At 69.4% G+C, this 24,973-nt stretch carries 22 protein-coding genes; 1 reads left to right on the top strand and 21 read right to left on the bottom strand.

Going from position 1 to position 24,973, the window contains the following annotated elements:
• Window positions 1–105 precede the first annotated feature (105 nt).
• The 21 genes from ACSP50_RS01775 to ACSP50_RS01675 all read right to left on the bottom strand — a co-directional run bounded on the left by ACSP50_RS01775 (window position 106) and on the right by ACSP50_RS01675 (window position 24,510).
• Window positions 106–900: an IclR family transcriptional regulator gene (locus ACSP50_RS01775; protein WP_014687436.1), complete on the bottom strand. Its 795-nt coding sequence runs from the start codon at window positions 898–900 to the stop codon at window positions 106–108.
• A gap of 867 nt (window positions 901–1,767) precedes the next feature.
• Window positions 1,768–2,727: a polyprenyl synthetase family protein gene (locus ACSP50_RS01770; RefSeq protein ID WP_080128181.1), complete on the bottom strand. Its 960-nt coding sequence runs from the start codon at window positions 2,725–2,727 to the stop codon at window positions 1,768–1,770.
• Between the two features lie 370 nt (window positions 2,728–3,097).
• Entirely contained in the window at window positions 3,098–4,621 is a 1,524-nt protein-coding gene (gene nuoN / locus ACSP50_RS01765; protein WP_014687434.1) for an NADH-quinone oxidoreductase subunit NuoN, read from the bottom strand.
• A complete protein-coding gene (locus ACSP50_RS01760; RefSeq protein ID WP_014687433.1) occupies window positions 4,618–6,159 on the bottom strand; it encodes an NADH-quinone oxidoreductase subunit M in 1,542 nt (513 codons plus the stop codon). Before ACSP50_RS01760 ends, nuoN begins: the two co-directional genes overlap by 4 nt.
• Window positions 6,156–8,063: an NADH-quinone oxidoreductase subunit L gene (nuoL, locus tag ACSP50_RS01755; RefSeq protein ID WP_014687432.1), complete on the bottom strand. Its 1,908-nt coding sequence runs from the start codon at window positions 8,061–8,063 to the stop codon at window positions 6,156–6,158. The genes ACSP50_RS01760 and nuoL overlap by 4 nt, the downstream gene beginning before the upstream one ends.
• Window positions 8,064–8,074: 11 nt before the next feature.
• Window positions 8,075–8,374 carry an NADH-quinone oxidoreductase subunit NuoK gene (gene nuoK, locus ACSP50_RS01750; RefSeq protein WP_014687431.1) on the bottom strand — a complete coding sequence of 100 codons (300 nt, stop codon included), beginning with the start codon at window positions 8,372–8,374 and terminating at the stop codon, window positions 8,075–8,077.
• Window positions 8,371–9,114 carry an NADH-quinone oxidoreductase subunit J gene (locus ACSP50_RS01745; protein WP_014687430.1) on the bottom strand — a complete coding sequence of 248 codons (744 nt, stop codon included), beginning with the start codon at window positions 9,112–9,114 and terminating at the stop codon, window positions 8,371–8,373. Before ACSP50_RS01745 ends, nuoK begins: the two co-directional genes overlap by 4 nt.
• Window positions 9,111–9,671 (bottom strand): NADH-quinone oxidoreductase subunit NuoI, encoded by a 561-nt coding sequence (gene nuoI / locus ACSP50_RS01740; RefSeq protein WP_014687429.1) that lies wholly within the window; start codon window positions 9,669–9,671, stop codon window positions 9,111–9,113. Before nuoI ends, ACSP50_RS01745 begins: the two co-directional genes overlap by 4 nt.
• A gap of 1 nt (window position 9,672) precedes the next feature.
• On the bottom strand, window positions 9,673–11,040 hold the full coding sequence (gene nuoH / locus ACSP50_RS01735) for an NADH-quinone oxidoreductase subunit NuoH (RefSeq protein WP_014687428.1): 1,368 nt from the start codon (window positions 11,038–11,040) through the stop codon (window positions 9,673–9,675).
• Window positions 11,037–13,532 carry an NADH-quinone oxidoreductase subunit G gene (locus ACSP50_RS01730; protein ID WP_014687427.1) on the bottom strand — a complete coding sequence of 832 codons (2,496 nt, stop codon included), beginning with the start codon at window positions 13,530–13,532 and terminating at the stop codon, window positions 11,037–11,039. The genes nuoH and ACSP50_RS01730 overlap by 4 nt, the downstream gene beginning before the upstream one ends.
• Complete coding sequence (gene nuoF / locus ACSP50_RS01725; protein ID WP_014687426.1) at window positions 13,532–14,848, bottom strand: NADH-quinone oxidoreductase subunit NuoF; 1,317 nt, start codon at window positions 14,846–14,848, stop codon at window positions 13,532–13,534. The genes ACSP50_RS01730 and nuoF overlap by 1 nt, the downstream gene beginning before the upstream one ends.
• Complete coding sequence (nuoE, locus tag ACSP50_RS01720) at window positions 14,845–15,963, bottom strand: NADH-quinone oxidoreductase subunit NuoE (protein ID WP_014687425.1); 1,119 nt, start codon at window positions 15,961–15,963, stop codon at window positions 14,845–14,847. The genes nuoF and nuoE overlap by 4 nt, the downstream gene beginning before the upstream one ends.
• A complete protein-coding gene (locus ACSP50_RS01715; protein ID WP_014687424.1) occupies window positions 15,963–17,288 on the bottom strand; it encodes an NADH-quinone oxidoreductase subunit D in 1,326 nt (441 codons plus the stop codon). Before ACSP50_RS01715 ends, nuoE begins: the two co-directional genes overlap by 1 nt.
• The gene (locus ACSP50_RS01710) at window positions 17,285–18,004 is read right to left on the bottom strand and encodes an NADH-quinone oxidoreductase subunit C (protein WP_014687423.1); all 720 of its coding nucleotides are present in this window, start codon (window positions 18,002–18,004) and stop codon (window positions 17,285–17,287) included. The genes ACSP50_RS01715 and ACSP50_RS01710 overlap by 4 nt, the downstream gene beginning before the upstream one ends.
• Window positions 18,001–18,669, bottom strand: coding sequence for an NADH-quinone oxidoreductase subunit B family protein (locus tag ACSP50_RS01705; RefSeq protein ID WP_014687422.1), 669 nt, complete (start codon window positions 18,667–18,669; stop codon window positions 18,001–18,003). The genes ACSP50_RS01710 and ACSP50_RS01705 overlap by 4 nt, the downstream gene beginning before the upstream one ends.
• 5 nt (window positions 18,670–18,674) lie before the next feature.
• Entirely contained in the window at window positions 18,675–19,040 is a 366-nt protein-coding gene (locus tag ACSP50_RS01700; protein WP_014687421.1) for an NADH-quinone oxidoreductase subunit A, read from the bottom strand.
• 82 nt (window positions 19,041–19,122) lie between these two features.
• Entirely contained in the window at window positions 19,123–20,409 is a 1,287-nt protein-coding gene (locus ACSP50_RS01695; RefSeq protein WP_014687420.1) for a geranylgeranyl reductase family protein, read from the bottom strand.
• A 116-nt stretch (window positions 20,410–20,525) separates the two neighbouring features.
• Entirely contained in the window at window positions 20,526–20,786 is a 261-nt protein-coding gene (locus ACSP50_RS01690) for a hypothetical protein (RefSeq protein WP_014687419.1), read from the bottom strand.
• A gap of 244 nt (window positions 20,787–21,030) precedes the next feature.
• On the bottom strand, window positions 21,031–21,681 hold the full coding sequence (locus ACSP50_RS01685; RefSeq protein WP_231956992.1) for a demethylmenaquinone methyltransferase: 651 nt from the start codon (window positions 21,679–21,681) through the stop codon (window positions 21,031–21,033).
• Window positions 21,682–22,473: 792 nt separating this feature from the next.
• Window positions 22,474–23,715 carry a cyclic dehypoxanthinyl futalosine synthase gene (gene mqnC / locus ACSP50_RS01680; RefSeq protein ID WP_014687417.1) on the bottom strand — a complete coding sequence of 414 codons (1,242 nt, stop codon included), beginning with the start codon at window positions 23,713–23,715 and terminating at the stop codon, window positions 22,474–22,476.
• A gap of 33 nt (window positions 23,716–23,748) precedes the next feature.
• Entirely contained in the window at window positions 23,749–24,510 is a 762-nt protein-coding gene (locus ACSP50_RS01675) for a TetR/AcrR family transcriptional regulator (RefSeq protein WP_014687416.1), read from the bottom strand.
• A 70-nt stretch (window positions 24,511–24,580) separates the two neighbouring features.
• On the opposite strand from ACSP50_RS01675, the gene ACSP50_RS01670 reads away from it, so the two are divergent.
• Window positions 24,581–24,973: a VOC family protein gene (locus ACSP50_RS01670; RefSeq protein ID WP_014687415.1), complete on the top strand. Its 393-nt coding sequence runs from the start codon at window positions 24,581–24,583 to the stop codon at window positions 24,971–24,973.

The raw sequence follows: 24,973 nt of genomic DNA, 5'->3' as shown, positions 1-24,973 counted from the left end.
CGCAAAGATCGAAACCAACATACCGCCCGGCGGAAATTCACAAACCCGAACGACCCCCGAATCCGGCCCGGCACCGGCTGCCGAGGCGCCGGGACGTGACGGGCGTCAGGCGGTGGCGGATTCGCCTCCGGAGAGGGCTTCGGCGACGTTGCGGGCGGCGGCGGTGAGTTTGGCGCGGACCACGCGGGCCGAGGTGAGCATTTCGGCGGCGGGCATGGAGCAGGCGAGGACCAGACGGCGTTCCATGTCCCGGTCGGCGACCACGACCACGGCGGCGGAGGCGAGGCCCTGGCGGAACTGGCCCATCTCGATCTGCATGCCGCGGCGTTCGCCGGCCGCCAGGTCGGCCTCCAACGCCTCCGGGGTGGTCAGCGTGGTGGGGGTGAACGCCCGCATCCCGTAGTCGCGCAGGTATCGCCCGCGCTGATCGGGGGTGAGCGTGGCGAGCAGCGCCTTGCCCAGGGCGGTGGCGTGGCCGCCCTCGTCGAAGCCGGGGGCGACGTCGTCGAGGAACGGGGAGCGGGCGCCCTCGGCGGAGGCGGTGACCGCGATCCGCCCGCCGACGAAACGGCCCAGGTAGTGGCTGTAGCCGGTGTCGAGAGCGGCACGGCGCAGGGCGTCACCGACGGCCGGCGGGCCGCGGAAGGCCGACACGAGCTCCCGGTAGCGGTCGGCGATCTCCAAACCGACGATGTACGTGCCGTCCTCGCGGCGGATCACGTAGCCCTCGTAGGCGAGGGTGCGCACGAGGTGATACGTGGTGGCGACGGTCAGCTCGCAGCGACGGGCGATCTGTTTCACCGTGAGCCCGCGCGGAGCCCGGCCGACCGACTCCAGGACGCGCAGGGCACGCGACACGCTCCGGATGAGATCTGACGGCTCCGCTAGCGGGTCACGCACAGCTACCTCCGAGGCCAGGGACTTACACCATATGAAGAAACATCCGGCGACGGAATGCCAAAAGCATGTGGATCACGATCGATTTGCACAGCGGGTGTGATCAATAGAACGCGGCGTGTCCGAACGTGCCCGAATTGATCCGATAGCTTCTGCCCCAAATCGCCCACTAAAACCGGCATCCACCAGGCAAAACGCCTCCCCTCCCCACCGGCCGCCCATATCATGCACATTTCTGTTTCGACACCCGTCTTCCTGGCTGTCGGGTTGCCCGATCAGCCCGCCCCCAACCCTCCACCCAGGCCCCGCACCCCGCCGGGCCGTCTACCCGGCCTCCACACCTCAGCAGGCCGTCATCCCCATCCCAACCCGTCGCCGGGCCGGCGGTGGCCCTGGTGCCGCACGGCGGCGTGCAGGAGATGGCCCGGCCGCGAACAGGCGGCCGAGAGCCCTGTGGAGAGTCCGCCCCACCGCGGGAAGCATTGGCCCGCGCGGTTGAGCGTGTCAGGCAGCCGGTGTCCTGGACGGCGGCAGAGCGCCTTGACCGCAAGCGTCCCAGGCGACGGACGTCCTGGGCGGCAGGGCGCCTTGGGCAGCACCGTGGCCAGCCGCATCTCGGGCGGCAGGGCCTCGGAGCGGGATGCACGCCACTGATCGTTATCGGCCTAACCGCCGAACCCGAAAGCTGCCCGTCGAACCCTGCGAATGATCACCATCCCGAAATATGGACCAGACCGTCGGCCGACGTGCTAGACGCCACCCAGGACAGGAAGACCCACGGCATGGTTTCCGCGACCAACAGCGGATGTGGAAGGGCGCGGCGCTTGTCCTGGACGGGCCAGCGGCCCTGATCTCGCGTCAAACGGTGATTCAGTTGGTGCGGTCGGCCATGTAGTCGCAGAGCAGCTCCATCGCCCGCTTCGCCTCCCCCTCGGGCAGCGGCGCCAGCCGCTCGCGAGCCGCCTCCGCATACCCCCGCACCGTCTCCCGCGCCTGCTTCATCGCCGCCGACTCCCGCAGCAGCCCCAACGCCTCAGCGTGCAGCGCATCATCGGTGATCGGCCCCGCGGAGAGCAGCTCCCGCAGCCGCACCGCAGCCGGATCCGCGTCGTCCCCCGCCAGCGCGTAGAGCACCGGCAGGGTCGGCACCCCTTCCCGCAGATCGGTCCCCGGCGTTTTCCCGGACTGCACCGACTCGGAGGCGATGTCCAGCAGGTCATCGGAGAGCTGGAAGACCAGCCCGATCAGCTCCCCGTACCCGGCGAGCGCCTCGACCAGCTCGGGCCGCGCCCCGGAGAACAGCCCGCCGAAGCGCGCCGCAGTGGCGATCAGCGACCCGGTCTTGTCGGCGATGACCTGCAGATAGTGCTGAATCGGGTCGGTGCCCCGCGGGCCCACGGTTTCGGCGATCTGCCCGTGCACCAGCCGGGAGAAGGTCTGCGCCTGCAGGTGGACGGCCTCGGTGCCGAGTTTGGCGGCCAGCTCGGCGGCCTGGGCGAACAGGTAGTCGCCGACCAGGATGGCGACCGAGTTGCCCCAGCGCGCGTTGGCGCTGGGGGTGCCGCGGCGGACCGGGGCCTCGTCCATCACGTCGTCGTGGTACAGCGTGGCCAGGTGGGTCAGCTCGACCACGTTGGCCGCGTCGATCAGCTCGGGGCGGGCCGGGTCGCCGAATTGGGCGCCGAGCGCGACGAGGATCGGGCGGAGTCGTTTGCCGCCGGCGTCGGCGAGGTGGCGGGCCGCCTCGGTCACCAGGGGGTCGGCGCTGGCGACGCGGACCCGCAGCGCTTCCTCGACGGCGGTCAGCATCGCCGACACCGACGCGTCCATCGCGGGATCGACGTCGAGGCCCAGCGACGACAGCGTCAGCTCACCGGTGCTCACCACGGTCCCACGATGCCATACCGGCCCACCGGTTTCCGTCCCAGGGGTGCGTGCCACAAGATCAGGAATGAGTGCGGTTGAGATTTGCCCGGATCGCCCGGTAGGCGTCCCACGAAATGGATGGGCGGGCCAGGTTCCGGCGTTCCGGATGGTGGCGGGTGATGACCTGACATTCTCGGCCGCTCCGGATCCGCCGCGGGTGCGGCCGACGTCGATCACCGCGCCGGAATACTCACGGCGGCGATCCTGAAAGGACCGCATCGCCGAACGACCGCGGCCCCGGTGCTGGTGCACCGGGGCCGCGGGGCGGGAACGGTCAGCGAACAAACTGGGCGGCATCCCGCGTCAGGTCGATCAGCGCCCCCGGCACCACGCCGAGCGCCACGGTGACCAGCACCCCGAGGCCCAGTGCGGCCGAGGTGAGGAAGCCCGGGATGGAGACCGACGGGGTGTTCTCGCTCGGCTCGGACTGCCACATCAGCACGATCACCCGGACGTACGGGAAGGCGATCAGCATGCTGCTGATCACGCCGAAGATGACCAGCCAGGTCTGCCCGCCCGCGGTGGCCGCCGCGAAGACCGCGAACTTGGCGGTGAAGCCACTGGTCAGCGGGATGCCGGCGAAGGCGAGCAGGACCAGGGTGAAGACGCCGGCCAGCAGCGGACTCTTGCGGCCGATGCCGGCCCACCGGGACAGGTGGGTGGCCTCGCCGTCGGCGTCCCGGACCAGGCTGACGATCGCGAACGCGGCGATCACCGAGAAGCCGTAGGCCACCAGGTAGAACATCGTGCTGCTCAGCCCGTCCTCGTTGAGCGCCAGGACGCCGACCATCAGGTAGCCGGCGTTGGCGATCGACGAGTAGGCCAGCAGCCGCTTCATGTCGGTCTGGGTGACCGCCAGGATCGCGCCGATGAACATGGTGAGCACCGCGACCGCCCCGAGGACCGGCTGGAAGTCCCAGCGGACGCCCTCGAAGGCCACGTAGAACACCCGGAGCAGGGCCCCGAACGCGGCCACCTTGGTGCAGGCCGCCATGAACGCGGTGACCGGGGTCGGAGCGCCCTGGTAGACGTCCGGGGTCCAGACGTGGAACGGGGCCAGCGCGCTCTTGAAGAGCAGGCCGATCGCGACCAGTCCGAGACCGCCGTAGAGGAGCAGCTGGTCCCGCTGCGGGCTGACCACCGCCTGGTGGATGACGCTGAGCTGGACGCCGCCGGCGAAGCCGTACAGTAGCGCGACACCGAACAGGAAGAACGCCGAGGCGTACGACCCGAGCAGGAAGTACTTGAGGGCGGCCTCCTGGCTGAGCAGGCGCCGGCGGCGGGCCAGCGCGCACAGCAGGTACAGCGGCAGCGAGAAGACCTCCAGTGCCACGAACATGGTGAGCAGGTCGTTCGCGGCGACGAACAGCAGCATGCCGCCGAGCGCGAAGGTGGCCAGCGGGTACACCTCGGTGAGCCCGGGCTGCCCGGCCGACTGCCGGCTGTCCTTATCGGAGCCGACCACGACCGCCGCCTGGGCCACGAACGCACCGCCGGCCTCGACCGACCGCTCGCCGATCAGGAACAGCGAGACCGCGCCGAGCAACAGGATCGCGCCCTGCAGGAAGACGGTCGGCCCGTCGATCGCGACCGCGCCGCCGATCGTGACGAGCCGGTCGTTGCGGTGGATGACCAGGACGGTCAGCGCCGCCGCGACACCCAGCAGGGCCAGCGACAGCTGCACGACGTTGCGGGACCGCCGCGGCACCAGCACTTCGAGGAGCACCCCGAGGCAGGCGACCCCGAAGAGGATCAGCATGGGGGCCAGTGCGCCGTAGTCGATCGGTGGGAGTTTCATCGGCCAGCCTTTCCGTCCGCGACCACCGGGGCCGGGTCCTGCGTGCCGACGTCGTGCTGCAGTGTCATCTGCACCGCCGGGTTGATCACGTCGGTGACCGGCTTCGGGTAGAAGCCGAGCACCAGCAGGAGCACGATCAGCGGGGCGACCACGACCTTCTCCCGCAGGGTGAGGTCGATCCGCATGCCCGGCTTCTCCTCGAGGGCCGGGTTGAGCGTGCCCTGGGTGGTCCGCTGGATCATCCAGAGCACGTACGCCGCGGCCAGCACGATGCCGGCGGTGGCGACCACCGCGTACGCCTTGTGCGTGCTGAACGTGCCGAGCAGCACCAGGAATTCGCTGACGAACGGCGCCGTGCCGGGCAGGGCCAGTGAGGCCAGACCGGCGAAGAACAGCACCCCGGCCAGCACCGGGACCAGCTTGCCGGCCCCGCCGAAGTCGCTGACCAGCGACGATTCGCGGCGGGCCACGAACATGCCGACCACGATGAACAGCAGGCCGGTGGCCAGACCGTGGTTGACCATGTACAGCACCGAGCCGGTGCCACCCTGGGTGGTGAAGGCGAAGATGCCGATGCCGATGAATCCGAAGTGCGCGATCGAGGTGTATGACACGAGCCGCTTCAGGTCGTTCTGACCGACCGCGAGCAGGGCCGCGTAGATGATCCCGATCACCGCGATGACCAGGGCGGCCGGCGCGAACCAGCGGGACGCCTCGGGGAACAGCGGGAGGCAGTACCGCAGGATGCCGAACGTGCCGACCTTGTCCATCACGCCGACCAGCAGGGCGGCCGCACCGGCCGGGGCGGCCGCACCGGAGTCCGGCAGCCAGGTGTGGAACGGGAAGAACGGCGCCTTGATCGCGAACGCCACGAAGAAGCCGAGGAACAGCCAGCGGGCGGTGTCCGTGTTGATCGACTGCGCGGCCTTGACGAGCGCCTCGAAGTCGAAGGTGTGTCCGCCGTTGACCCACAGCCCGATCACCGCGGCCAGCATGAACAGACCGCCGACCAGGCTGTAGAGGAAGAACTTCACCGCGGCGTACTGCTTCTGGCCGGCGCCGAACGAGCCGATGATGAAGTACATCGGGACCAGCATGATCTCGAAGAACACGTAGAACAGGAAGATGTCCGCCGCGGCGAACACCCCGATCATGGTGAACTCGAAGGCCAGCAGCAGGGCGAAGTAGGTCGGCGCGGACCGCTTGCTCTGGTCCACGTCGTTCCAGGACGCCAGGATGACGATCGGGAACAGCACGGTCACCAGCATCAGCATCACCAGGGCGATGCCGTCCGCGGCGAAGGTGAAGCTGGCGTGCCAGGACGGGATCCAGGCGTACGACTCGTGGAACTGGAACCGGTCCTTGCTGTCGACCGTGTAACCCACCCACATGAAGATGCTGAGTGCGAGCACCACCAGCGAGGAGATCAGCGCGACCAGCTTGGCCAGCTCAGCCCTGGCCCGCGGAATGCAGGCCACCCCGATCGCCCCGACCAGCGGCAGCAACGTGAGGATTGACAGGAACGGGAAATCTTTCACGCCAGCCACCCCAACTGGATCGCGAGGAAGGCGCCCACCAGGAGCATGGCGCCGGTGAGCATGGACAGGGCGTACGAGCGGACGAAGCCGGTCTGCAGCCGCCGGAGCCGGCCGGAGCCGCCGCCCACCGCCGCCGCCAGCCCGTTGACCAGGCCGTCGATGCCCCTGCCGTCCAGGTAGACCAGCGCCCGGGTGAGGTAGATGCCGGGCCGTTCGAACACCGCCTCGTTGAACGCGTCGGTGTACAGGTTGCGTCGGGCCGCGGTGACCACCACCCCCGCCGGTTCCGGTGCCGGCTCGGTGCCGCGGCGGAACCGGGCCCAGGCCAGGCCGGCGCCGATCAGCGTCAGCAGGATGCTGAGCAGCGTGATCCACAGCTTCTCGGTGTGCTCGGGCTGCTCGCCGAAGACCGGGTTGAGCCAGTCGACCACGGTCGTCGACATCACCCAGCCGGCCACCACCGAACCGAGCGCCAGCAGGATCAGCGGGATCGTCATGATCGCCGGCGACTCGTGCGGGTGCGTGTTCTCCTCGGTGTAGCGCTGCGGTCCGTGGAAGGTGAGCACGAACAGCCGGGTCATGTAGAAGGCGGTCAGGCCCGCGCCGAGCATCGCCGCGCCACCGAACAGCCAGCCGGTCCAGCCGGGGCGGTCGAACGCCGCCGCGATGATCGGCTCCTTGGTGAAGAAGCCGGACAGCGGCGGGATGCCGATGATCGCCAGCCAGCCCATCATGAAGGTGAGCCAGGTGGTCTTCATGTATTTGCTGAGGCCGCCGAACCGCCGGATGTCGACCTGGTCGTGCATGCCGTGCATGACCGACCCGGCCCCGAGGAACATGTTCGCCTTGAAGAAGCCGTGCGCCAGCAGGTGGATGATGGCCAGCGCGTACGCCGCCCCGCCGAGCCCGACGCCGAGGAACATGTAGCCGATCTGGCTGACCGTCGACCAGGCCAGCACCCGCTTGATGTCGTCCTTGGCGGTGCCGATGATGCAGCCGATCAGCAGCGTCAGCGCACCCACGCTGACCACCACCAGCTGCAGCGTGTCGTTGGCCGAGAAGATCGGATTGGACCGGGCGATCAGGTAGACGCCCGCGGTGACCATGGTGGCCGCGTGGATCAGGGCCGACACCGGGGTCGGGCCCTCCATCGCGTCCGGCAGCCAGGCCTGCAGCGGGAACTGGCCGGACTTGCCGCAGGCGCCGAGGAGCAGGAGCAGACCCATGATGAGTACGGTCGTCGACCCCAGCGAGCCGATTCTGCCGAACACCGTGGAGTACTGCGTGCCGCCCACCGTGGTGAACATCAGGAACACGCCGATCGCCAGGCCGGCGTCACCGACCCGGTTCATCAGGAACGCCTTCTTGCCGGCGGTGGCCGCCGACGGGCGCGTGTACCAGAAGGAGATCAGCAGGTAGGACGCCACACCGACACCCTCCCAGCCGAAGTAGAGCATCACGTAGTTGTTGCCGAGGACGAGCAGCAGCATCGCCGCGACGAACAGGTTGAAGTAGCCGAAGAAGCGGCGCCGACCCGGGTCGTGCTCCATGTAGCCGACCGCGTACAGGTGGATCAGCGATCCGACCCCGGTGATCAGCAGCACGAACACGCCGGCCAGCGGGTCGAAGAGCAGACCGAAGTCGACCTTCAGGCTCCCGACGTCGATGAAGTCGAAGAGGCTGAGCTCCGCGGACCGCTGCTCGGCGGCGAGTCCGCCGAGCTTGATGAAGAAGATCAGGCCGAGTACGAAGGACGCGGCGACCGCGAGTACGCCGAGCCAGTGTCCCCACCGGTCGGCGCGTCGACCGAGCAGCAGCAGGATCGCCGAGCTGACCAGCGGGATGGCCACGAGCAGCCAGATCCCGCTCAGCACGCCCGTCGCGGGGGCGTAGGTGTGTTCCACGACAGACCCCTTCAGTACTTCAGGAGGTTCGCGTCGTCGACACTCGCCGAGCGTCGCGTACGGAAGATCGACATGATGATGGCGAGGCCGACCACGACCTCGGCGGCGGCGACGACCATCACGAAGAACGAGATGATCTGACCGTCCAGCCCGCCGTTGATCCGGCTGAAGGTGACCAGCGCCAGGTTCGCCGCGTTCAGCATCAGCTCGATGCACATGAACAGGACGATCGCGTTGCGCCGCACCAGCACGCCGGCGGCCCCGACGGTGAACAGGATGACCGCCAGGATCAGGTAGTAGTCGGGCGTCATTTCTCGGTTCCCTTCGGGGCGACCTCGGAAGCCGTCAGCTCCCGGACCGGCAGGATCGGCGAGATGCTGTTCTCCGTGCCGTTGCCGTCCGGCAGGCGGGCCGGCGCGGCCACCGACATGGTGTTCGCGTAGACGCCGGGGCCCGGCTTGGGCCCGGGGTAGTTGCCCGGCCGGAAGCGCTCCTTCATCCGGGTCACCTGGTCGGCCTTGTCGCCCTTGGCCACCTCGACGTGGGCCAGGATCATCGCCCCGACCGCCGCCGTGATCAGCAGCGCCGAGGTGACCTCGAAGGCGAACACGTACCTGGTGAACAGCAGCGCGGCCAGGCCCTGCACGTTCCCCTTCTGGTTGGCCTGGTCCAGACCCACGGTCGGGGTGTGGTTCAGCGCCCGGCCCAGCCCGGTGCCGACCAGCAGGGCGAAGCCCAGGCCGAGCAGGATGGCGGCGACGCGCTGCCCGCGCAGGGTCTCGATCAGCGAGTCCGAGGCGTCCCGGCCGACCAGCATCAGCACGAACAGGAACAGCATCATGATCGCGCCGGTGTAGACGATGATCTGCACGAAGCCCAGGAACGGGGCCTGGTTGACCACGTACAGGATGCCGAGGTTCAGCATCGTGACGACCAGGCACAGCGCCGAGTGGACCGCGTTGCGGGCCAGCACCATGCCGAGCGCCCCGAGCACGGCCAGCGGGCCGAGGATCCAGAAGGCGATCTGTTCCCCGGTGGAGACGTGTGTCATTGCTCGTCCCCCCGGTGGAGCGGGGCCTTCTCGGCACCGGCCGAGGTGCCCGGGTTGGTCAGCGCACCGACGTAGTAGTCCTTGTCGGTCTCGCCCAGGCGCATCGGGTGCGGCGGCTGCTCCATCCCGGGCAGCAGCGGGGCCAGGAGTTGTTCCTTGGTGAAGATCAGGTCCTGGCGGCTGTCCCGGGCCAGCTCGTACTCGTTGCTCATGGTCAGCGAACGGGTCGGACAGGCCTCGATGCAGAGCCCGCAGAAGATGCACCGGGTGTAGTTGATCTGGTAGATCTTCGCGAACCGCTCACCCGGCGAGAACCGCTGCTCGTCGGTGTTGTCGCCACCCTCGACGTAGATCGCGTCGGCCGGGCAGGCCCAGGCGCACAGCTCGCAGCCGATGCACTTCTCCAGCCCGTCCGGATGCCGGTTGAGGATGTGCCGGCCGTGGTACCGCGGAGCCGGCTTCGGTGGGGTGAACGGGTAGTCGGTGGTGACCACCTTGCGGAACATGTGCGCGAACGTGACACCGAAGCCCTTGAAGGAGCCGGTAAACGTGTTCACCTCACACCTCCTTCGACTCGGAGTCGCCGCCCACGGCTGCGGGGGCGCGTTCGGCGACCGCGCGGCGGGCACGCGGGCTCGGGGGAACCTGCAGGTCGATCGGCGGAACCGGGAAGCTGCCCGGTGGGCGGCGGGCCAGTTCCTCCTCCAGGGAGAGCTGCCGGGGTTTCTCCGCCGACGGCCAGGCGTAGGCGGCCACCAGGATGATCACGACCAGCACGCCGACGGTGCTGAACTTGACCGTGTCGGAGATCAGGCCGTGCCGGATGACCTTCCAGAACGCCAGCGCGAGGATCCACACCAGGTTGACCGGGATCAGGACCTTCCAGCCGAACCGCATGAACTGGTCGTAGCGCATCCGGGGCAGCGTGGCCCGCAGCCAGATGAAGCCGAACAGCAGCGTGAACACCTTCAGGAAGAACCAGAGCAGCGCCCAGTAGCCGGAGTTCGCCCCGTGCCAGACCGCGGTGATCGGCCACGGCGCCCGCCAGCCGCCCAGGAACAGCGTGGTGCAGAACGCCGAGACGGTGATCATGTTGATGTACTCGGCCAGGAAGAACAGCGCGAACTTGAACGACGAGTATTCCGTGTGGAACCCGCCGACCAGCTCGGACTCGGCCTCGGGCAGGTCGAACGGCGCCCGGTTGGTCTCGCCGACCGCCGAGATCATGTAGACCAGGAAGCTCGGCAGCAGCAGCACGCAGTACCAGCCGGGCGCGGTGACGTGCCAGCCGAACAGGACGACCGGCTGACCCGAGGCCTGCGCCGCGACGATCTGTGAGGTGCTCATCGTGCCCGCGGTCATGAACACCGCGACGATGGACAGACCCATCGCGACCTCGTACGAGATCATCTGCGCGCTTGATCGCAGACCACCCAGCAGGGGGTACGTCGATCCGGAGGCCCAGCCGGCCAGCACCACGCCGTACACGCTCATCGACGAGCAGGCCAGCAGCACCAGCACCGAGACCGGCACGTCGGTGAGCTGCAGCGCGGTCCGGTGCCCGAACATGGTCACCACGCCGCCGAACGGGATCACCGAGAACGCGGTGAACGCCGTGGTCGCCGAGATCACCGGGGCGATGAAGTAGACCACCTTGTCGGCGGTCCTGGGGATGATCTCCTCCTTGAACGGCAGCTTCAGGCCGTCGCTCAGGGAGGTCAGATAGCCGCGGAAACCGACCTGGTTGGGGCCGGGCCGGACAGCCATCCGGGCCACGACCTTGCGCTCGTAGTTGATCGTGAACAGGGTCAGGATCAGCAGCAGGGCGAACAGGCCGACCAGTTTGATCAGCGCGATCCACCAGACGTCCTGCCCGAACGACTCGGGGGCCGGGTCCGTCGCGTGGGCCGCGAGGAGCTCGATCATCGGTCAACTCCCTCGGCGAGAATCGGGCCGGGCAGGCCGGCCGACAGCCGGACCACCGCGCCGGCGGTGACACCCAGACTGCGGCGCACCGTGGAACCCGGCGAGTTGGTCGGCAGCCAGACCACCTGCCGGGGCAGGTCGGCGATCGCGGCGGGCAGGGTCACCGAGCCGCGGTCGGTGCGTACCGTGAGCAGGTCGCCGTCCGCGACACGCAGCTGCTCGGCCAGCTCCTTGCCGAGCCGCACGACCGGCGGCCGGGCGGTGCCGGCCAGCACGTCGTCGCCGTCCAGCAGCGTGCCCAGGTCGATCAGCTGGTGCCAGGTGGCCAGCACCGCGGACCGCTCACCGGGGTCGGCGACCGCCTCGGCGGCCACCGACGGCAGCGCGGGACGGGCCTGACCGGCCGGCATCGCGCCCAGCTCGCGGCGGACCGCCTGCACGTCCCCGGTGTTCAGGGTGACGTCGAGCAGGGCGGCGATGGCCTCCAGCACCCGGCCGTCGGTCATCGCCGTGCTGCCGCGCAGGACCGTGCCGAAGGACCGTAGCCGGCCCTCCCAGTCCATGTAGGTGCCGGACTTCTCCACCGCCGGCGCGACCGGCAGCACCACGTCGGCCCGCGCGGTCACCGCGCTGTGCCGCAGCTCCAGGCTGACCAGGAACGGCACCGCGTCCAGCGCCCGCTCGGCGAGGGCCGGGTCGGTCAGGTCGCCCGGGTCCACCGCGCCGACCAGCAGGCCGCCGAGCGTCCCGTCGGCCGCCGCCGCGATGATCGCGTCGACGTCCCGGCCGGGCCGGGACGGCAGCACACCGGCGTCCACCGACCAGGAGAGGGAGAGCTCGGCCCGGGACGACGTGTCCCCGACCGGGCGGCCGCCGGGCAGCAGGTTCGGCAGGCAGCCGGCGTCCACCGCACCCCGGTCACCGGCCCGGCGCGGCACCCACGCGAGGCGGGCGCCGGTTCGGGCGGCCAGCGCAGCGGCCGCCGAGAGCCCGCCCGGCACGGTGGCCAGACGCTCACCGACCAGCAGCAGGCTGCCCGGCGCGCTGAGCGCCGCGGCCACCGTGGGATCGGTGTTCAGCAGCCGGGCCTCGTCACCCGGGACCGCCGCGACGAGCGTGGCGCCGAGCTTCTCGAAACCCCGGGTCAGGTGCGGGGCCACCGCGGTCACCCGCAACTGCCTGCGGGACGCCTTGCGCAGGCGCAGGAAGAGGATCGGGCACTCCTCCTCCGGCTCCAGCCCGACGATCAGGATGCTCGGGGCGGCTTCGACATCGGCGTACGACAGATCGGAAACCCCGGCGACCGCGGCCGCGAGGAAGTCCGCCTCCTCGGTGATCTCGGCCGGCGAGCCGGAGGCTCGCACCGGCCGGGCCCGGAAGTCGATGTCGTTGGTACCCAGGACGATCCGGGCGAATTTCGCGTACGCGTACGCGTCCTCCACCGTGAGCCGGCCCCCGGTCAGCACCCCGACACCCCGCTCACGGGCCGCCTTGAGCCCCTCGGCGGCGGTGACCAGCGCCTCGCTCCAGGACGCCTCGCGCAGCTGCCCGGTGCGCGCGTCCCGGATCAGCGGCGTGGTGATCCGGTCGGTGGCCGTGGCGTAACGGAATCCCCACCGACCCTTGTCGCAGTTCCACTCCTCGTTGACCGCCGGGTCGTCACCGGCCAGCCGGCGCAGCACCTTCCCGCGCCGGTGGTCGGCCCGCATCGAGCAGCCGGCCGCGCAGTGCTCGCACGCGGTGGGCGAGGAGACCAGGTCGAACGGCCGGGCACGGAACCGGTACTGCTCGCCGGTCAGCGCGCCCACCGGGCAGATCTGGATGGTGTTGCCGGAGAAGTAGGAGTTGAACGCGACGTCCCCCGCCCCCTCGCCGACCTGGCCGTCACCGGTACCCGCGCCACCGAAGAAGTCGTCGCGGTACACGTTGATCTGCTCGCCGGAGGAGCGGTCCATCAGGTCGATGAACTTGTCGCCGGCGATCTCCTCGGAGAACCGGGTGCAGCGCTGGCAGAGCACGCAGCGTTCCCGGTCCAGCAGGACCTGGCTGGAGATGTGGATCGGCTTCTCGTACTCCCGCTTGTGCTCGTGGAACCGGGAGTCGGCGCGGCCGGTGCTCATCGCCTGGTTCTGCAGCGGGCACTCGCCACCCTTGTCGCAGGTGGGGCAGTCGAGCGGGTGGTTGATCAGCAGCAGCTCCATCACGCCGGCCTGGGCCTTGGCCGCGACCGGCGAGCTGAGCTGGGTCTTGACCACCATGCCGTCGGCCACCGTCTGGGTGCACGAGGCGATCGGCTTGCGCTGGCCCTCCACCTCGACCAGGCACTGGCGGCAGGCGCCGGCCGGGGCCAGCAGCGGGTGATCGCAGAACCGCGGGATCGCGATGCCCATCCGCTCGGCGACCCGGATCAGCAGCTCGCCCTTCTCGGCGACCACCTCGACGCCGTCGATGGTCAGCTTGACGGTGTCGGCTCTCTTGGCTACGTCGGTCATCAGTGCGCTCCTACGAGGGACTTCTCGGAGAGCCGCGGCGCGGTGCGGCCCTCGATGTAGCCGAGGTAGTCGTCCCGGAACCACTTCAGCGTCGAGACGACCGGCGTCGCGGCGCCGTCGCCGAGGCCGCAGAAGGACCGGCCGAAGATGTTGTCCGCGGTGTCCTGCAGCGTGTCCAGGTCGGCATAGGTGCCCTGACCGGCCAGGATCCGCCGGTAGGTGCGCACCATCCAGTAGTTGCCCTCCCGGCACGGGGTGCACTTGCCGCACGACTCGTGGTGGTAGAACTCCAGCCACCGCCACGTGTTGTAGACCGGGCAGTCCTGGTCGGAGAAGATCTGCATCGCCGTGGTGCCCAGGATCGAGCCGGCCGCCGCGACCCCCTCGAAGTCCATCGGGGTGTCGATGTGCTCGGCGGTCAGGATCGGCGTGGACGAGCCGCCCGGGGTCCAGAACTTCAGCTCGTGCCCCGGCTGCATGCCCCCGGCCAGCTCGATCAGCTCGCGCAGGGTGATGCCGAGGCCGCACTCGTACTGTCCGGGATTGACCACCCGGCCGGAGAGCGAGTAGATCATCGGGCCGGCCGACTTCTCGGTGCCCATGCTCTTCCACCAGTCGGCGCCGCCCAGCACGATGTACGGCACGCTCGCGATCGTCCCGACGTTGTTGACCACCGTGGGGCTGGCGTACAGGCCGGCGATCGCCGGGAACGGCGGGCGCAGCCGAGGCTGACCGCGGAAGCCCTCCAGCGAGTCGAGCAGCGCGGTCTCCTCGCCGCAGATGTACGCGCCGGCCCCGCTGTGCACCACCAGGTCCAGGTCGTACCCGGAACCGAGGATGTCGGTGCCCAGGTAGCCGGCGGCGTACGCCTCCCGGACCGCGTTGCGCAGCCGCCGCGCGGCGTGCACCGCCTCACCGCGGATGTAGATGAACGCCCGGTTCGCCCGGATGGCGTAGGACGCGATGATCGCGCCCTCCACCAGCGAGTGCGGGTCGTAGGTCATCAGTGGCAGGTCCTTGCAGGTGCCCGGCTCGCCCTCGTCCGCGTTGATCACGAGGTAGTGCGGCTTGCCGTCGCCCTGTGGGATGAAGCCCCACTTGAGGCCGGTGGGGAAGCCGGCCCCGCCGCGGCCGCGCAGGCCGGAGTCCTTGATCAGCTGGATCACGTCGTCCGGGTGCACGTCGAGCGCCTTGCGCACCGCCTGGTAGCCGTCGAGCCGCTCGTAGACGCCGATCTGCCAGGCGTCCGGCGAGAGCCAGCGCTTGGTGAGCACCGGGGTGAGCTTCTGGAGCACCTCCGGCCGGGGTTGCGTCACTTCTCCTCCTCGGTGCCACGGGTCGGGTCGGGCGTACGCGGGCTGTCCCCCGCCGGTTTGCCGTCACCGGCCGGCGCGTTGGCCGCGGCGCCGGCCGTCTCGGCGGCGTTCTCCGGCGGCGGGCCGCCGGCCGAGGCCGCGGCACCGGCCGGTTCGCTCGCGGTGGGATTGCGCAGTGCCGCGGTACGGACCTGTGGATCCTCGGTCGTGTGACCGGCGTGCCGGCGCTCCTCGACCTTTCCGGCGACCGCTTTCACCGCGGTCGTCGCCGCGTGCACCACCGAGGCGACCCGGCCGGGTTTTTCCGCCTTTCCGTCCGGCGCCGGCTTCGGCTGCGCGTCGCCCTCCCGGGCCGGTTTGGTCCGGGTGATCGGGGTCTCCGGGTCGAACCCGGCCACCGCGATCCCGTGCTCCTGCGCCAAGCGCACCCCGCGCAGCGTGGGCGCGCCGGCCACCCCGTCGCCGACCGCGCCGTCCCGGGGGTCGGCGAAGCCGGCGAGCTGGTACTGCATCTCGCGCAGCGAGCAGATCCGCGCGCCGCGGGACGGCGTGGGCCGCTCGCCGTTGCGCAGGCTGTCGACCAACTCCACCGCGGAGTCCGGGGTGGCCTGGTCGACGGTGAAGTCGTAGTTGACCGTCACCACCGGGGCGTAGTCGCAGGCCGCCAGGCATTCGGCGTGCTCCAGCGTGATCCGGCCGTCAGCGGTGGTCTCGTCGTGGCCGACCCCGAGGTGCTCGGTCAGCCGGTCGTAGACCGCCTGGCCGCCCAGCACGTTGCACAGGGTGTTGGTGCAGACGCTGACCAGGTATTCGCCGGTGGGGCGGCGCTTGTACATGGTGTAGAAGGTGGCGACCGCGCCGACCTGGGCCTTGTTGATGCCCAGCACCTCGGCGCAGAAGGCCACCCCGGCCGGGCTGACGTGGCCCTCCTCGGTCTGCACCAGGTGCAGCAGCGGCAGCAGCGCCGAGCGCTCCCGGCCGGCCGGATACCGCGCCAGGATCTCCTGCGCGGACCCGAGCAGCTTCTCCGCGAGCGGAGCCGCAGCCGGGGTGAATTCAACCTGCTTCTCACTTGCTTCTGTGTTGCGGCGAAGCCGCCCGGCAAGCTCGGTCATCAGCGATCACACCCACCCATCACGGGGTCCAGCGACGCGCCGCCGGCGATCACGTCGGCGAGCAGCGCGCCCTCGGCCATCGCCGGGATGGCCTGGAGGTTGACGAAGCTCGGCTCGCGGTAGTGCACCCGGTAGGGATGGGTGCCACCGTCGGAAACCGCGTGAACGCCGAGTTCGCCACGCGGATGCTCGACCGCCACGTAGACTTGGCCGGGCGGGACCCGGAAGCCTTCGGTCACGAGCTTGAAGTGGTGGATCAGCGACTCCATCGACTGGCCCATGATCTTGGCGACGTGTTCCAGGGAGTTGCCGAGACCGTCCACCCCCAGCGCGAGCTGGGACGGCCAGGCGATCTTCTTGTCCGCGACCCAGATGGGCCCGGGCTTGAGCCGGTCGAGCGCCTGCTCGACGATCTTGAGCGACTCCTTGATCTCGGCGAGTCGCACGAGGTATCGGCCCCAGACGTCGCCGGTGGTCGCGGTCGGCACGTCGAACTCGTACGTTTCGTAACCGCAGTAGGGCATCGTCTTGCGCAGGTCCCAGGGCAGGCCCGCGGAGCGCAGCACCGGCCCGGTGATGCCCAGCGCCAGGCAGCCGGTCACGTCCAGGACGGCGACCCCCTGCGTGCGCTTCTGCCAGATCACCTGGCCGGAGAGCATCGCCTCGTACTCCTTGAGCTTCTTCGGCAGGTACACGAGGAAGTCACGGATCTTCTTGACCGCCGAGTCGGGCAGGTCCTGGCTCAGGCCGCCGGGGCGGATGTAGCCGTTGTTCATCCGCAGGCCGGAGGTCTCCTCGAAGATGTCGAGGATGTACTCCCGCTCGCGGAAGCCGTACAGCATCATCGAGATCGCGCCCAGTTCCATGCCGGTGGTGGCCAGCCAGACCAGGTGCGAGGCGATCCGCTGCAGCTCCATGAAGAGCACCCGGATCGTGGTGGCCCGCTCGGTGATCTGGTCGGTGATGCCGAGCAGCTTCTCCACCGCGAGGCAGTACGCCGCCTCGTTCGACATGTTGGACAGGTAGTCCATCCGCGTGACGAACGTGACGCCCTGGGTCCAGGTCCGGTACTCCAGGTTCTTCTCGATCCCGGTGTGCAGGTAGCCGATCACCGGGCGGGCCTCGGTCACCGTCTCGCCCTCAAGCTCCAGCACCAGCCGGAGCACCCCGTGCGTGGACGGGTGCTGGGGGCCCATGTTGACGACGATCTTCTCGTTGCTGAGCGGGTCGATGCCGCTGGTCACGCTGTCCCAGTCGCCGCCGGTGACCGTGAAGACCCGGCCCTCGGTGGTCTCGCGCGCGCTCGCGTATTCCGACGTTGTCACTGGTAGACCCTCCGCTGGTCGGGCGGCGGGATCTCGGCGCCCTTGTATTCCACGGGCACCCCGCCGAGCGGGTAGTCCTTGCGCTGGGGGTGGCCCTCCCAGTCGTCCGGCATCAGGATCCGGGTGAGGTTGGGGTGGCCGGCGAAGACGACGCCGAACATGTCGTAGACCTCCCGCTCCTGCCAGTCCGCGGTCGGGTAGATGCCGGTGACGCTCGGGACCGGCACGCCGTCGGCGACGGACACCTCGAGACGGACCCTCCGGCGGTACGTCATCGAGGTCAGTTGATAGGCGATGTGGAATCGCCGCTCGTCGCTGCCCAGGTAGTCGACCGCATCGACCGAGGAGCACAGCTCGAACCGCAGGGAGTCGTCGTCCCGCATTACCTGACAGACATCCGTGATTCTCTCGGCCCTGATGTGAAGTGTGAGCTCCGCCCTATCCACGACCACTTTCTCGATGGCTTCGGAGAAGGCCGGATAAGCTTCCTCCAACGCGTCATAGACGTCGTCGAAATACCCGCCGTATGGCCGTGGGCTGTCAAAAACAGCAGGCCGGGGGCGGACCAGGCGGCCGAAACCGGAGACGTCGCCGGTGCCTTTGACGCCGAACATGCCCTTATCCGGGCTGGGCGGTGTCTGGGCGGGTGCGTCGAGATTCGCGCCGGTCGTTGCGGTGACGGGAACGTTACCGTCAGTTCCTGGTTGAATACTCATTTGCCCTCCCGCAAATGCGGCTGGAGTTTCATCCAGTTCTCGATCCGCAATTGCTCCTCGCGGCCTTCCTTGACGGCCTGCGTCCATTCCGCGCGACGCGCCTTGTCGACGCGGTACGACGACGGCATGGCGCCGGGCGCGACGAGCGGCAGCTTGCCCTCGGCACGACGTTGCTCCAGCATCTTCCGGCCGTTCGGGCCGAGAGGCTGGGCCATCACCTTCTCGCGCATCTTGAGGATCGCGTCGATCAGCATCTCCGGCCGCGGCGGGCAGCCCGGCAGGTAGATGTCGACCGGGACGATGTGGTCCACGCCCTGGACGATCGCGTAGTTGTTGAACATGCCGCCGGACGAGGCGCAGACGCCCATCGAGATCACCGAACGGGGTTCCGGCATCTGGTCGTAGATCTGGCGGACCACCGGGGCCATCTTCTGACTGACCCGACCCGCGACGATCATCAGGTCGGCCTGGCGAGGCGAGGCGCGGAACACCTCCATGCCCCAGCGACCCAGGTCGTAGTGCGGGCCGCCGGCCGCCATCATCTCGATGGCGCAACAGGCGAGTCCGAAGGTCGCGCCCCAGAACGACGACTTGCGGGCCCAGTTCGACAGCTTCTCGACCGAGGTGAGGAGGATGCCACTGGGCAGCTTCTCTTCGATTCCCATGGTTATCAGTCCCAGTTGAGGCCGCCGCGTCGCCACACGTACGTGTAGGCGATGAACACGGTGACGATGAACAGGACCATTTCCACGAATCCGAACAGGCCCAGCGCCTCGAACGAGACGGCCCACGGGTACAGGAAGATGGTCTCGATGTCGAAGACGATGAAGAGCATCGCCGTCAGATAGAACTTCACCGGGAATCGGCCGCCGCCGACCGGTTGTGGGGCCGGCTCGATGCCGCACTCGTAGGCGTCCATTTTTGCCCGGTTGTAGCGCTTCGGCCCGACGATCGGTGCCACAGACACCGAGAACAACGCGAAGAGCGCGCCGAGGATCAGCAACCCGACGATCGGGACGTATGGGTTGATCGTCATCTTCACTCCCGTACGACTGTTAGCCGCTTCACACTAGTTTTTCGCTTTTGTATCCCTCTGGTCGGGGTGCCCGATTCCGTCGTCAGACGGCGGGCGCCACCTTCGTCAAGCCGTTGATGATGCGGTCCATGGCGTCGCCACCGCGCGGATCGGTCAGATTCGCCAGGAGCTTGAGAACGAACCTCATCAACGTCGGGTGCGGCATGCCGTGCTTCGTGGCCAGCCGCATGACCTGCGGATTCCCGATGAGCTTCACGAACACACCGCCGAGCCGGTAGTAACCGCCGAAGCGCAGGCTCAACTCGGTCGGGTAGGCGCGCAGGGCGCGCTCGCGCTCCGGACCGGCCGGACGGGCCAACGCCTGCGCGGCCACCTCGGCGGCCAGCTCGCCGGACTCCATCGCGTACGCGATGCCCTCGCCGTTCATCGGGTTGACCATGCCACCCGAATCGCCGACGAGCAGTACCCCGCGGGTGTAATGCGGCACCCGGTTGAAGCCCATCGGGAGCGCGGCGCCCAGCGTCGGGCCCTCTGCGTTCTCCTCGCCGCGCAGCCCCCACTCCTGGGGAGTGGAGCCGAGCCAGTCGGTGAGCATGTTCTTGTAGTTGGTCCTGCCGAAGGCGCTCGACGAGTTGAGGATGCCCAGGCCGGCGTTGACCCGGCCGTCACCCAGGCCGAAGATCCAGCCGTAACCGGGGAGCAGCCGGCTCGGATCCTGCGCGCTGCGCAGCTCCAGCCAGGACTCCAGGTAGTTGTCGTCGGCCTTGACCGCGGAGCGGTAGTAGCGCCGGACAGCCACCCCCAGCGGGCGGTCGTCGCGCTTGGCCAGGCCCATGGCCAGCGGAAACTTGCCGGAGACGCCGTCCGCGGCGATCACCAGGGGAGCGCGGAACTGCACCGGCTCTTTCTCCGGACCGACCTTGGCCTGGACGCCGATCACGTAACCTTCGTCATTGAGGACCGGACCACCGACGTTCACGTTCGTGCGCAGCAGCGCGCCGGCTTCCACCGCGCGCTCGGCCAGCATGTCGTCGAAGTCCAGACGGGTGCGGACCAGGCCGTAACTGGGGAAACTGGCCAGCTCGGGCCAGTCCAGCTCCAGCCGGACCCCGCCGCCGATCACCCGCAGGCCGCGATTCTGCAGCCAGCCCGCCTTCTCCGAGGTGTCGATGCCCATCCGGACCAGCTGGCGGACGGCGCGCGGGGTCAGCCCGTCGCCACACACCTTCTCGCGCGGGAACTCGGTCTTCTCCAGCAGCAGCACCCGGTGCCCGTGCCGGGCCAGGTGGTAAGCCGCCGCGCTGCCACCGGGACCCGCACCGACCACGATCACGTCGGCTTCGCCGGCGACGGGCAGGGGTTCGTTCACGGTGCAGCCTCCGATCCGCAGTGCTCGTGAATTAGTTCACAAGCATGCCTCGGTCGGAGTCTAGGCCGACTATCGACGATCTTTACACCCAGGTCGACCTGATTGTTGTGGCGAGCTCACTGGATCGGGTCAGAATCACCCAAAACGCGCTCCGCGATCCCACGTGCCGGACCCTCGAGATGATCTCGAATGGTGCCGTCCATCGCCCGGTCCAGAGCGACGATCAATTCCTCTACCAGGTCTTGCGCCAACAGCGGATCCTGGGCGGCGACCATCCGGATGCGGTTCGCGAGCTCGCTGGCCCGGCGCTCGCCGGCCTCGCCCTCGTCGATCGCGATGTCGATGTCGGTGTCCTCTAGCTGCCCTAGTTTCGTCATGACATCGAGCTAAACAGTGGATACGGACCGTGTACGCGAAACGCCCGATTTGTCACCGACACGCGCGGGATGATCATTTCCGCCGCAGCGCGCGCTGCGTTCGCACCACGCGGCTGCCACCATCCCGCGGCCGCGACCCACCTCCGGGTCCCACTTCGCCCCGCGGCGCGCCCCACCTTGCGGCCCGTTCGGCGCGTCACGCGCCGCTTTCCCCCGGTCCGGCGAATCGGCGGTACGGCGTGGGTCAGCGCCGAATCGCCCGGTGCAGCGCCACGACCCCGCCGGTGAGATTCCGCCAGCCCACGCGATCCCACGGTCCCGCCTCGGCGATCCGCGTCGCCAACCCCGCCTGGTCGGGCCAGGCCCGGATCGACTCGGCCAGATAGACATAGGCGTCGGGGTTGCTGGACACCCCGCGCGCGACGACCGGCAGCGACCGCATCAGATACTGCATGTAAACCGTCCGGAATGCCGGATTCGTCGGGGTGCTGAACTCGCACACCACCAGCCGCCCGCCCGGCCGCGTCACCCGGCCGAACTCACGCAACGCAGCACCGGTGTCCACCACGTTGCGTAACGCGAAGGAGATCGTCACCGCGTCGAAGGTGGCATCGGCGAACGGCAGCTTCAGCGCATCCCCGGCCAGCAGCGGCACCACCGGCCGCACCGCCCGCCCGGCCTGCAGCATCCCCACCGACAGGTCGGCACCCACCGCGAACGCCCCGGACCGCCCCAGCTCGTCGGTGGAGATCCCGGTGCCGGCGCCCACGTCCAGCACCCGCTCACCCGGCCGCAGCCCGAGGGCCGCCCGGGTGGCCCGGCGCCAGCCCCGGTCCTGCCCGAAGGAGAGCACGGTGTTGGTGAGGTCATACCGTTTGGCCACGCCGTCGAACATCTCGGCGACCTCGTGCGGCTGCTTGTCCAGGTCTGCGCGCGTCACCCGGCCCACTCTGCCACTCTCTCCGCCACCCACCCCACGCGGGCCGACAGCCTGCCCCCGCCGCCCACAGCGCCCGAGCCCATCCACCGCCGCTTTCATCGCCGCATGCGTGCCCACCGCCGCTTTCATCGCCGCATGCGTGCCCACCGCCGCTTAAGCGGCTGCTTGCGTGCCCACCGCCGTTTTCACCGCCGGATGCGTGCCCACCGCCGTGATCCCGGGCGGACGCGCTCACCGCCCTCGCCGCGACCTGGGGGCTCTCGCCATGATCGCGAGCATGCAGGCCCACCGCTTCTGCCACGGCTTGGCGGCTCATCGCGTACGCCCGAGTCGGCTTTGACGGTCGGGACCGGCTGACCGCGCCGCGCTCAGCCGGCCGCCCGGACCCGCCGCGGGCCGGAAACAGAACAGGCGGGATGGTTTCCCATCCCGCCCGCACCTTGTGCGTTATATATACGACCGCCATCGGTCGGGTCCGACTGCTCGTCACCGACGCTTTCCGCCTGGCGACGCATGAGGTTTTGCCAATGCCTTACGCAGGCAACGTAACCAGCGGGAACGGCGCGGTACAGCCAACAGGCGGGCTCGTTACGAAGGAGCAATCCAGCCCTCACCGGTCCGACGACCCCCACCCTGGCCGAACGGTCAGGCGCGACCCACCGAAGGGGCCGGTCCGCGCTCGTCGGACAAGATCTTTCCGCAGGCCGGACGGTGTTTCCCGATAACGATCCGGTAGCGGTCGGCGGGCTAGTTGACCTCGACAAGCGGCAACGGGGTGCGCCCGGCGCCCCCGCCCGGCATCGCGATCGACGAGAAGTGCGACACCACCCGGTCGTCGGTCGGATCCTCGGCCGCCGTGTGGTGGACCGCGAGGTGCCGATACCACGTGTCGCGCCAGGCCGGAATGCGGTCGGCGGTGCGGATCATCGAGATCAGCTCCTGCAGGTTCGACCGATGCCGGGCGCCGGCCGAGGAGATCACGTTCTCCTCCAGCATGATCGAGCCCAGGTCGTCGACGCCCATGTGTAGCGACAGCTGGCCGATGTCCTTGCCGGTGGTCAGCCAGGAGGCCTGCAGGTGCGCCACGTTGTCGAAGAACAGCCGGGAGACCGCGATGAACCGCAGGTATTCCATCGTGGTGGCCTGGGTGCGGCCCTTGAGATGGTTGTTCTCCGGCTGGTAGGTCCACGGGATGAAGGCCCGGAAGCCACCGACGTCGTGCGACTCCTCGACCGGCACGTCCCGGTACCCGTTGGCCACGGCCAGATCCTGCACGTCGCGGATCATCCGGATGTGCTCGATCCGCTCGGCGTTGGTCTCGCCGGTGCCCATCATCATGGTCGCGGTGGAGGACAGCCCGTTACGGTGCGCCACCGCCATCACCTCGAGCCAGCGCGCTCCGCTCTCCTTCAGCGGGGCGATCGCCTGGCGCGGCCGGTCGGGCAGCATCTCGGCGCCGGCGCCGGCGATCGAGTCCAGCCCGGCCGCCTTGATCCGGACGATCGCGTCCTCGATCGAGACCTGCGAGACCTTGGCCATGTGCAGGATCTCACTCGGGCCGATCGAGTGGATCGCCAGCTGCGGGAACGCCTGCTTGACCGAGGAGAACAGCTCCTCGTAGTACTCCACGCCGTAGTCCGGGTGGTGGCCGCCCTGCAGCATCACCTGGGTGGCGCCGAGCTCCACCGCCTCACCGCACCGGCGCAGGATCTCCTCGGTCGGGTGCGACCAGCCCTCTTTGTGCTTGGGCGCCCGGAAGAACGCGCAGAACTTGCACGCCGTGACACAGACGTTGGTGTAGTTGATGTTGCGATCGATCAGGTACGTGACGATGCCGTCCGGGTAGCGCCGGCGGCGGACCGTGTCGGCCGCCTCGCCCAGCGCGTGGAACGGGGCCTCCGTGTAGAGCAGCAGGGCCTCCTCGGGGCTGATCCGCCCACCGTCGGCGCCGCGCTGCAGGATGCTGTCGATCTCCCGATTCGCCGTCACGAGAGGAAGCGTACGTCCCCCCTCCGACAATCGTCAGCGGCCCGGGTCACCGGCGGGCTCGCCGTCGATCAGCGCGGCCAGGCCGTCGAGGACCCGGCGCAGACCGAACTCGTACGCGTGATCCGGGTCGTAGGCCGCGCCCAGAGCCGCGCCGGCCGCGGCGCCCACCCGGGCCGCGGTGGGGTAGGTGTGCTCGTCGAGGACCACCTGCAGGGCCGGCCCGCGCTCCTGCCACCACTCCCAGTCGGTCTGGTGGGCGCGCTCGGCGGTGGCCCGCACCTCGGCGGCGGCCCTCGCCGCGGCCTGCACGAAGCCCAGCAGGAAGGTGAGCGCCGAGTCGACCGTCACGTCGTCCAGCCCACAGCCGTCGAAGGCGCGCAGCTCATGCTCGTACTTGGCCATCAGGCCGGGGCCCAGCGGCGGCCGGCTGGCCGGCATCGCGGCCACCCAGGGATGCGCGGCGACCAGCGCCCGGTTCTCCTCGGCGATCGCGGCCGCCCGGTCGCGCCACGACCGGCCGGGCAGCTCGGCGCGGGGCATCGCGAGATAGACCCGGTCCAGCATCAGCTCCAGCAGGGTCGCCTTGTCCGGGACGTAGGTGTACAGCGTCATCGGCACCACACCCAGCTCGGTGGCGACGCGGCGCATCGACACGCCCTCCAGGCCCTCGGCGTCGGCCAGCGCGATGCCGGTCTCGACCACCCGGGCCACGCTCAGCCCGGGGCGGCGGCCTCGCTTGCGCTCGACCGCCTCCGGAAACCAGAGCAGGTCCATGGTGCGGCGCGCTTCAGCCATCGGGGTGGCACTCCATTCTTGTACGGCGTATTGTGTACGGCGTACAGCTAAACGCCCTGGGGAGGCAGCCATGCGAGTCAGGTCCACCGCCATTGCGCTCACCGTCGACGATGTCCCCACCTCGACCAAGTTTCTCGCGGATCACTTCGGCTACACCGAACGGATGGCCGCCGACGGATTCGCCTCCCTCGGGCGCGACCACACCGGGCCCGACCTGATCTTCATGCGCCGCGGCCTGGAGGTGCTGCCGCCCACCCTGCGCGATGTGCACACGGCCGGCACGATCGTCGCGTTCGTGGTCGACGACCTGGACGCCGAGCAGGACAGGTTGCGCGCTGAGGGGGTGGAGCCTTTCCTGCCGATCCGGGAGGAGCCGTGGGGCGAGCGGCTGCTGTTGGTCAGCGACCCGAACGGGGTCGTTTACGAGCTGGTGGAGTGGGCCGATCCCGGGTCCGGCCGATAA

Source organism: Actinoplanes sp. SE50/110 (assembly GCF_900119315.1).
GTDB lineage: Bacteria > Actinomycetota > Actinomycetes > Mycobacteriales > Micromonosporaceae > Actinoplanes.
This window is presented reverse-complemented; position numbering and strand designations above follow the sequence as displayed.

Excerpts from the sequence above, each read along its gene's own strand:
- ACSP50_RS01770 (WP_080128181.1), bottom strand. The coding sequence starts at position 2,727 with ATGGACGCGTCGGTGTCGGCGATGCTGACCGCCGTCGAGGAAGCGCTG.
- nuoN (WP_014687434.1), bottom strand. The coding sequence starts at position 4,621 with ATGAAACTCCCACCGATCGACTACGGCGCACTGGCCCCCATGCTGATC.
- nuoK (WP_014687431.1), bottom strand. The coding sequence starts at position 8,374 with ATGACGCCCGACTACTACCTGATCCTGGCGGTCATCCTGTTCACCGTC.
- ACSP50_RS01745 (WP_014687430.1), bottom strand. The coding sequence starts at position 9,114 with ATGACACACGTCTCCACCGGGGAACAGATCGCCTTCTGGATCCTCGGC.
- nuoH (WP_014687428.1), bottom strand. The coding sequence starts at position 11,040 with ATGATCGAGCTCCTCGCGGCCCACGCGACGGACCCGGCCCCCGAGTCG.
- ACSP50_RS01730 (WP_014687427.1), bottom strand. The coding sequence starts at position 13,532 with ATGACCGACGTAGCCAAGAGAGCCGACACCGTCAAGCTGACCATCGAC.
- nuoE (WP_014687425.1), bottom strand. The coding sequence starts at position 15,963 with ATGACCGAGCTTGCCGGGCGGCTTCGCCGCAACACAGAAGCAAGTGAG.
- ACSP50_RS01710 (WP_014687423.1), bottom strand. The coding sequence starts at position 18,004 with ATGAGTATTCAACCAGGAACTGACGGTAACGTTCCCGTCACCGCAACG.
- ACSP50_RS01705 (WP_014687422.1), bottom strand. The coding sequence starts at position 18,669 with ATGGGAATCGAAGAGAAGCTGCCCAGTGGCATCCTCCTCACCTCGGTC.
- ACSP50_RS01700 (WP_014687421.1), bottom strand. The coding sequence starts at position 19,040 with ATGACGATCAACCCATACGTCCCGATCGTCGGGTTGCTGATCCTCGGC.
- ACSP50_RS01690 (WP_014687419.1), bottom strand. The coding sequence starts at position 20,786 with ATGACGAAACTAGGGCAGCTAGAGGACACCGACATCGACATCGCGATC.
- ACSP50_RS01685 (WP_231956992.1), bottom strand. The coding sequence starts at position 21,681 with ATGTTCGACGGCGTGGCCAAACGGTATGACCTCACCAACACCGTGCTC.
- ACSP50_RS01675 (WP_014687416.1), bottom strand. The coding sequence starts at position 24,510 with ATGGCTGAAGCGCGCCGCACCATGGACCTGCTCTGGTTTCCGGAGGCG.
- ACSP50_RS01670 (WP_014687415.1), top strand. The coding sequence starts at position 24,581 with ATGCGAGTCAGGTCCACCGCCATTGCGCTCACCGTCGACGATGTCCCC.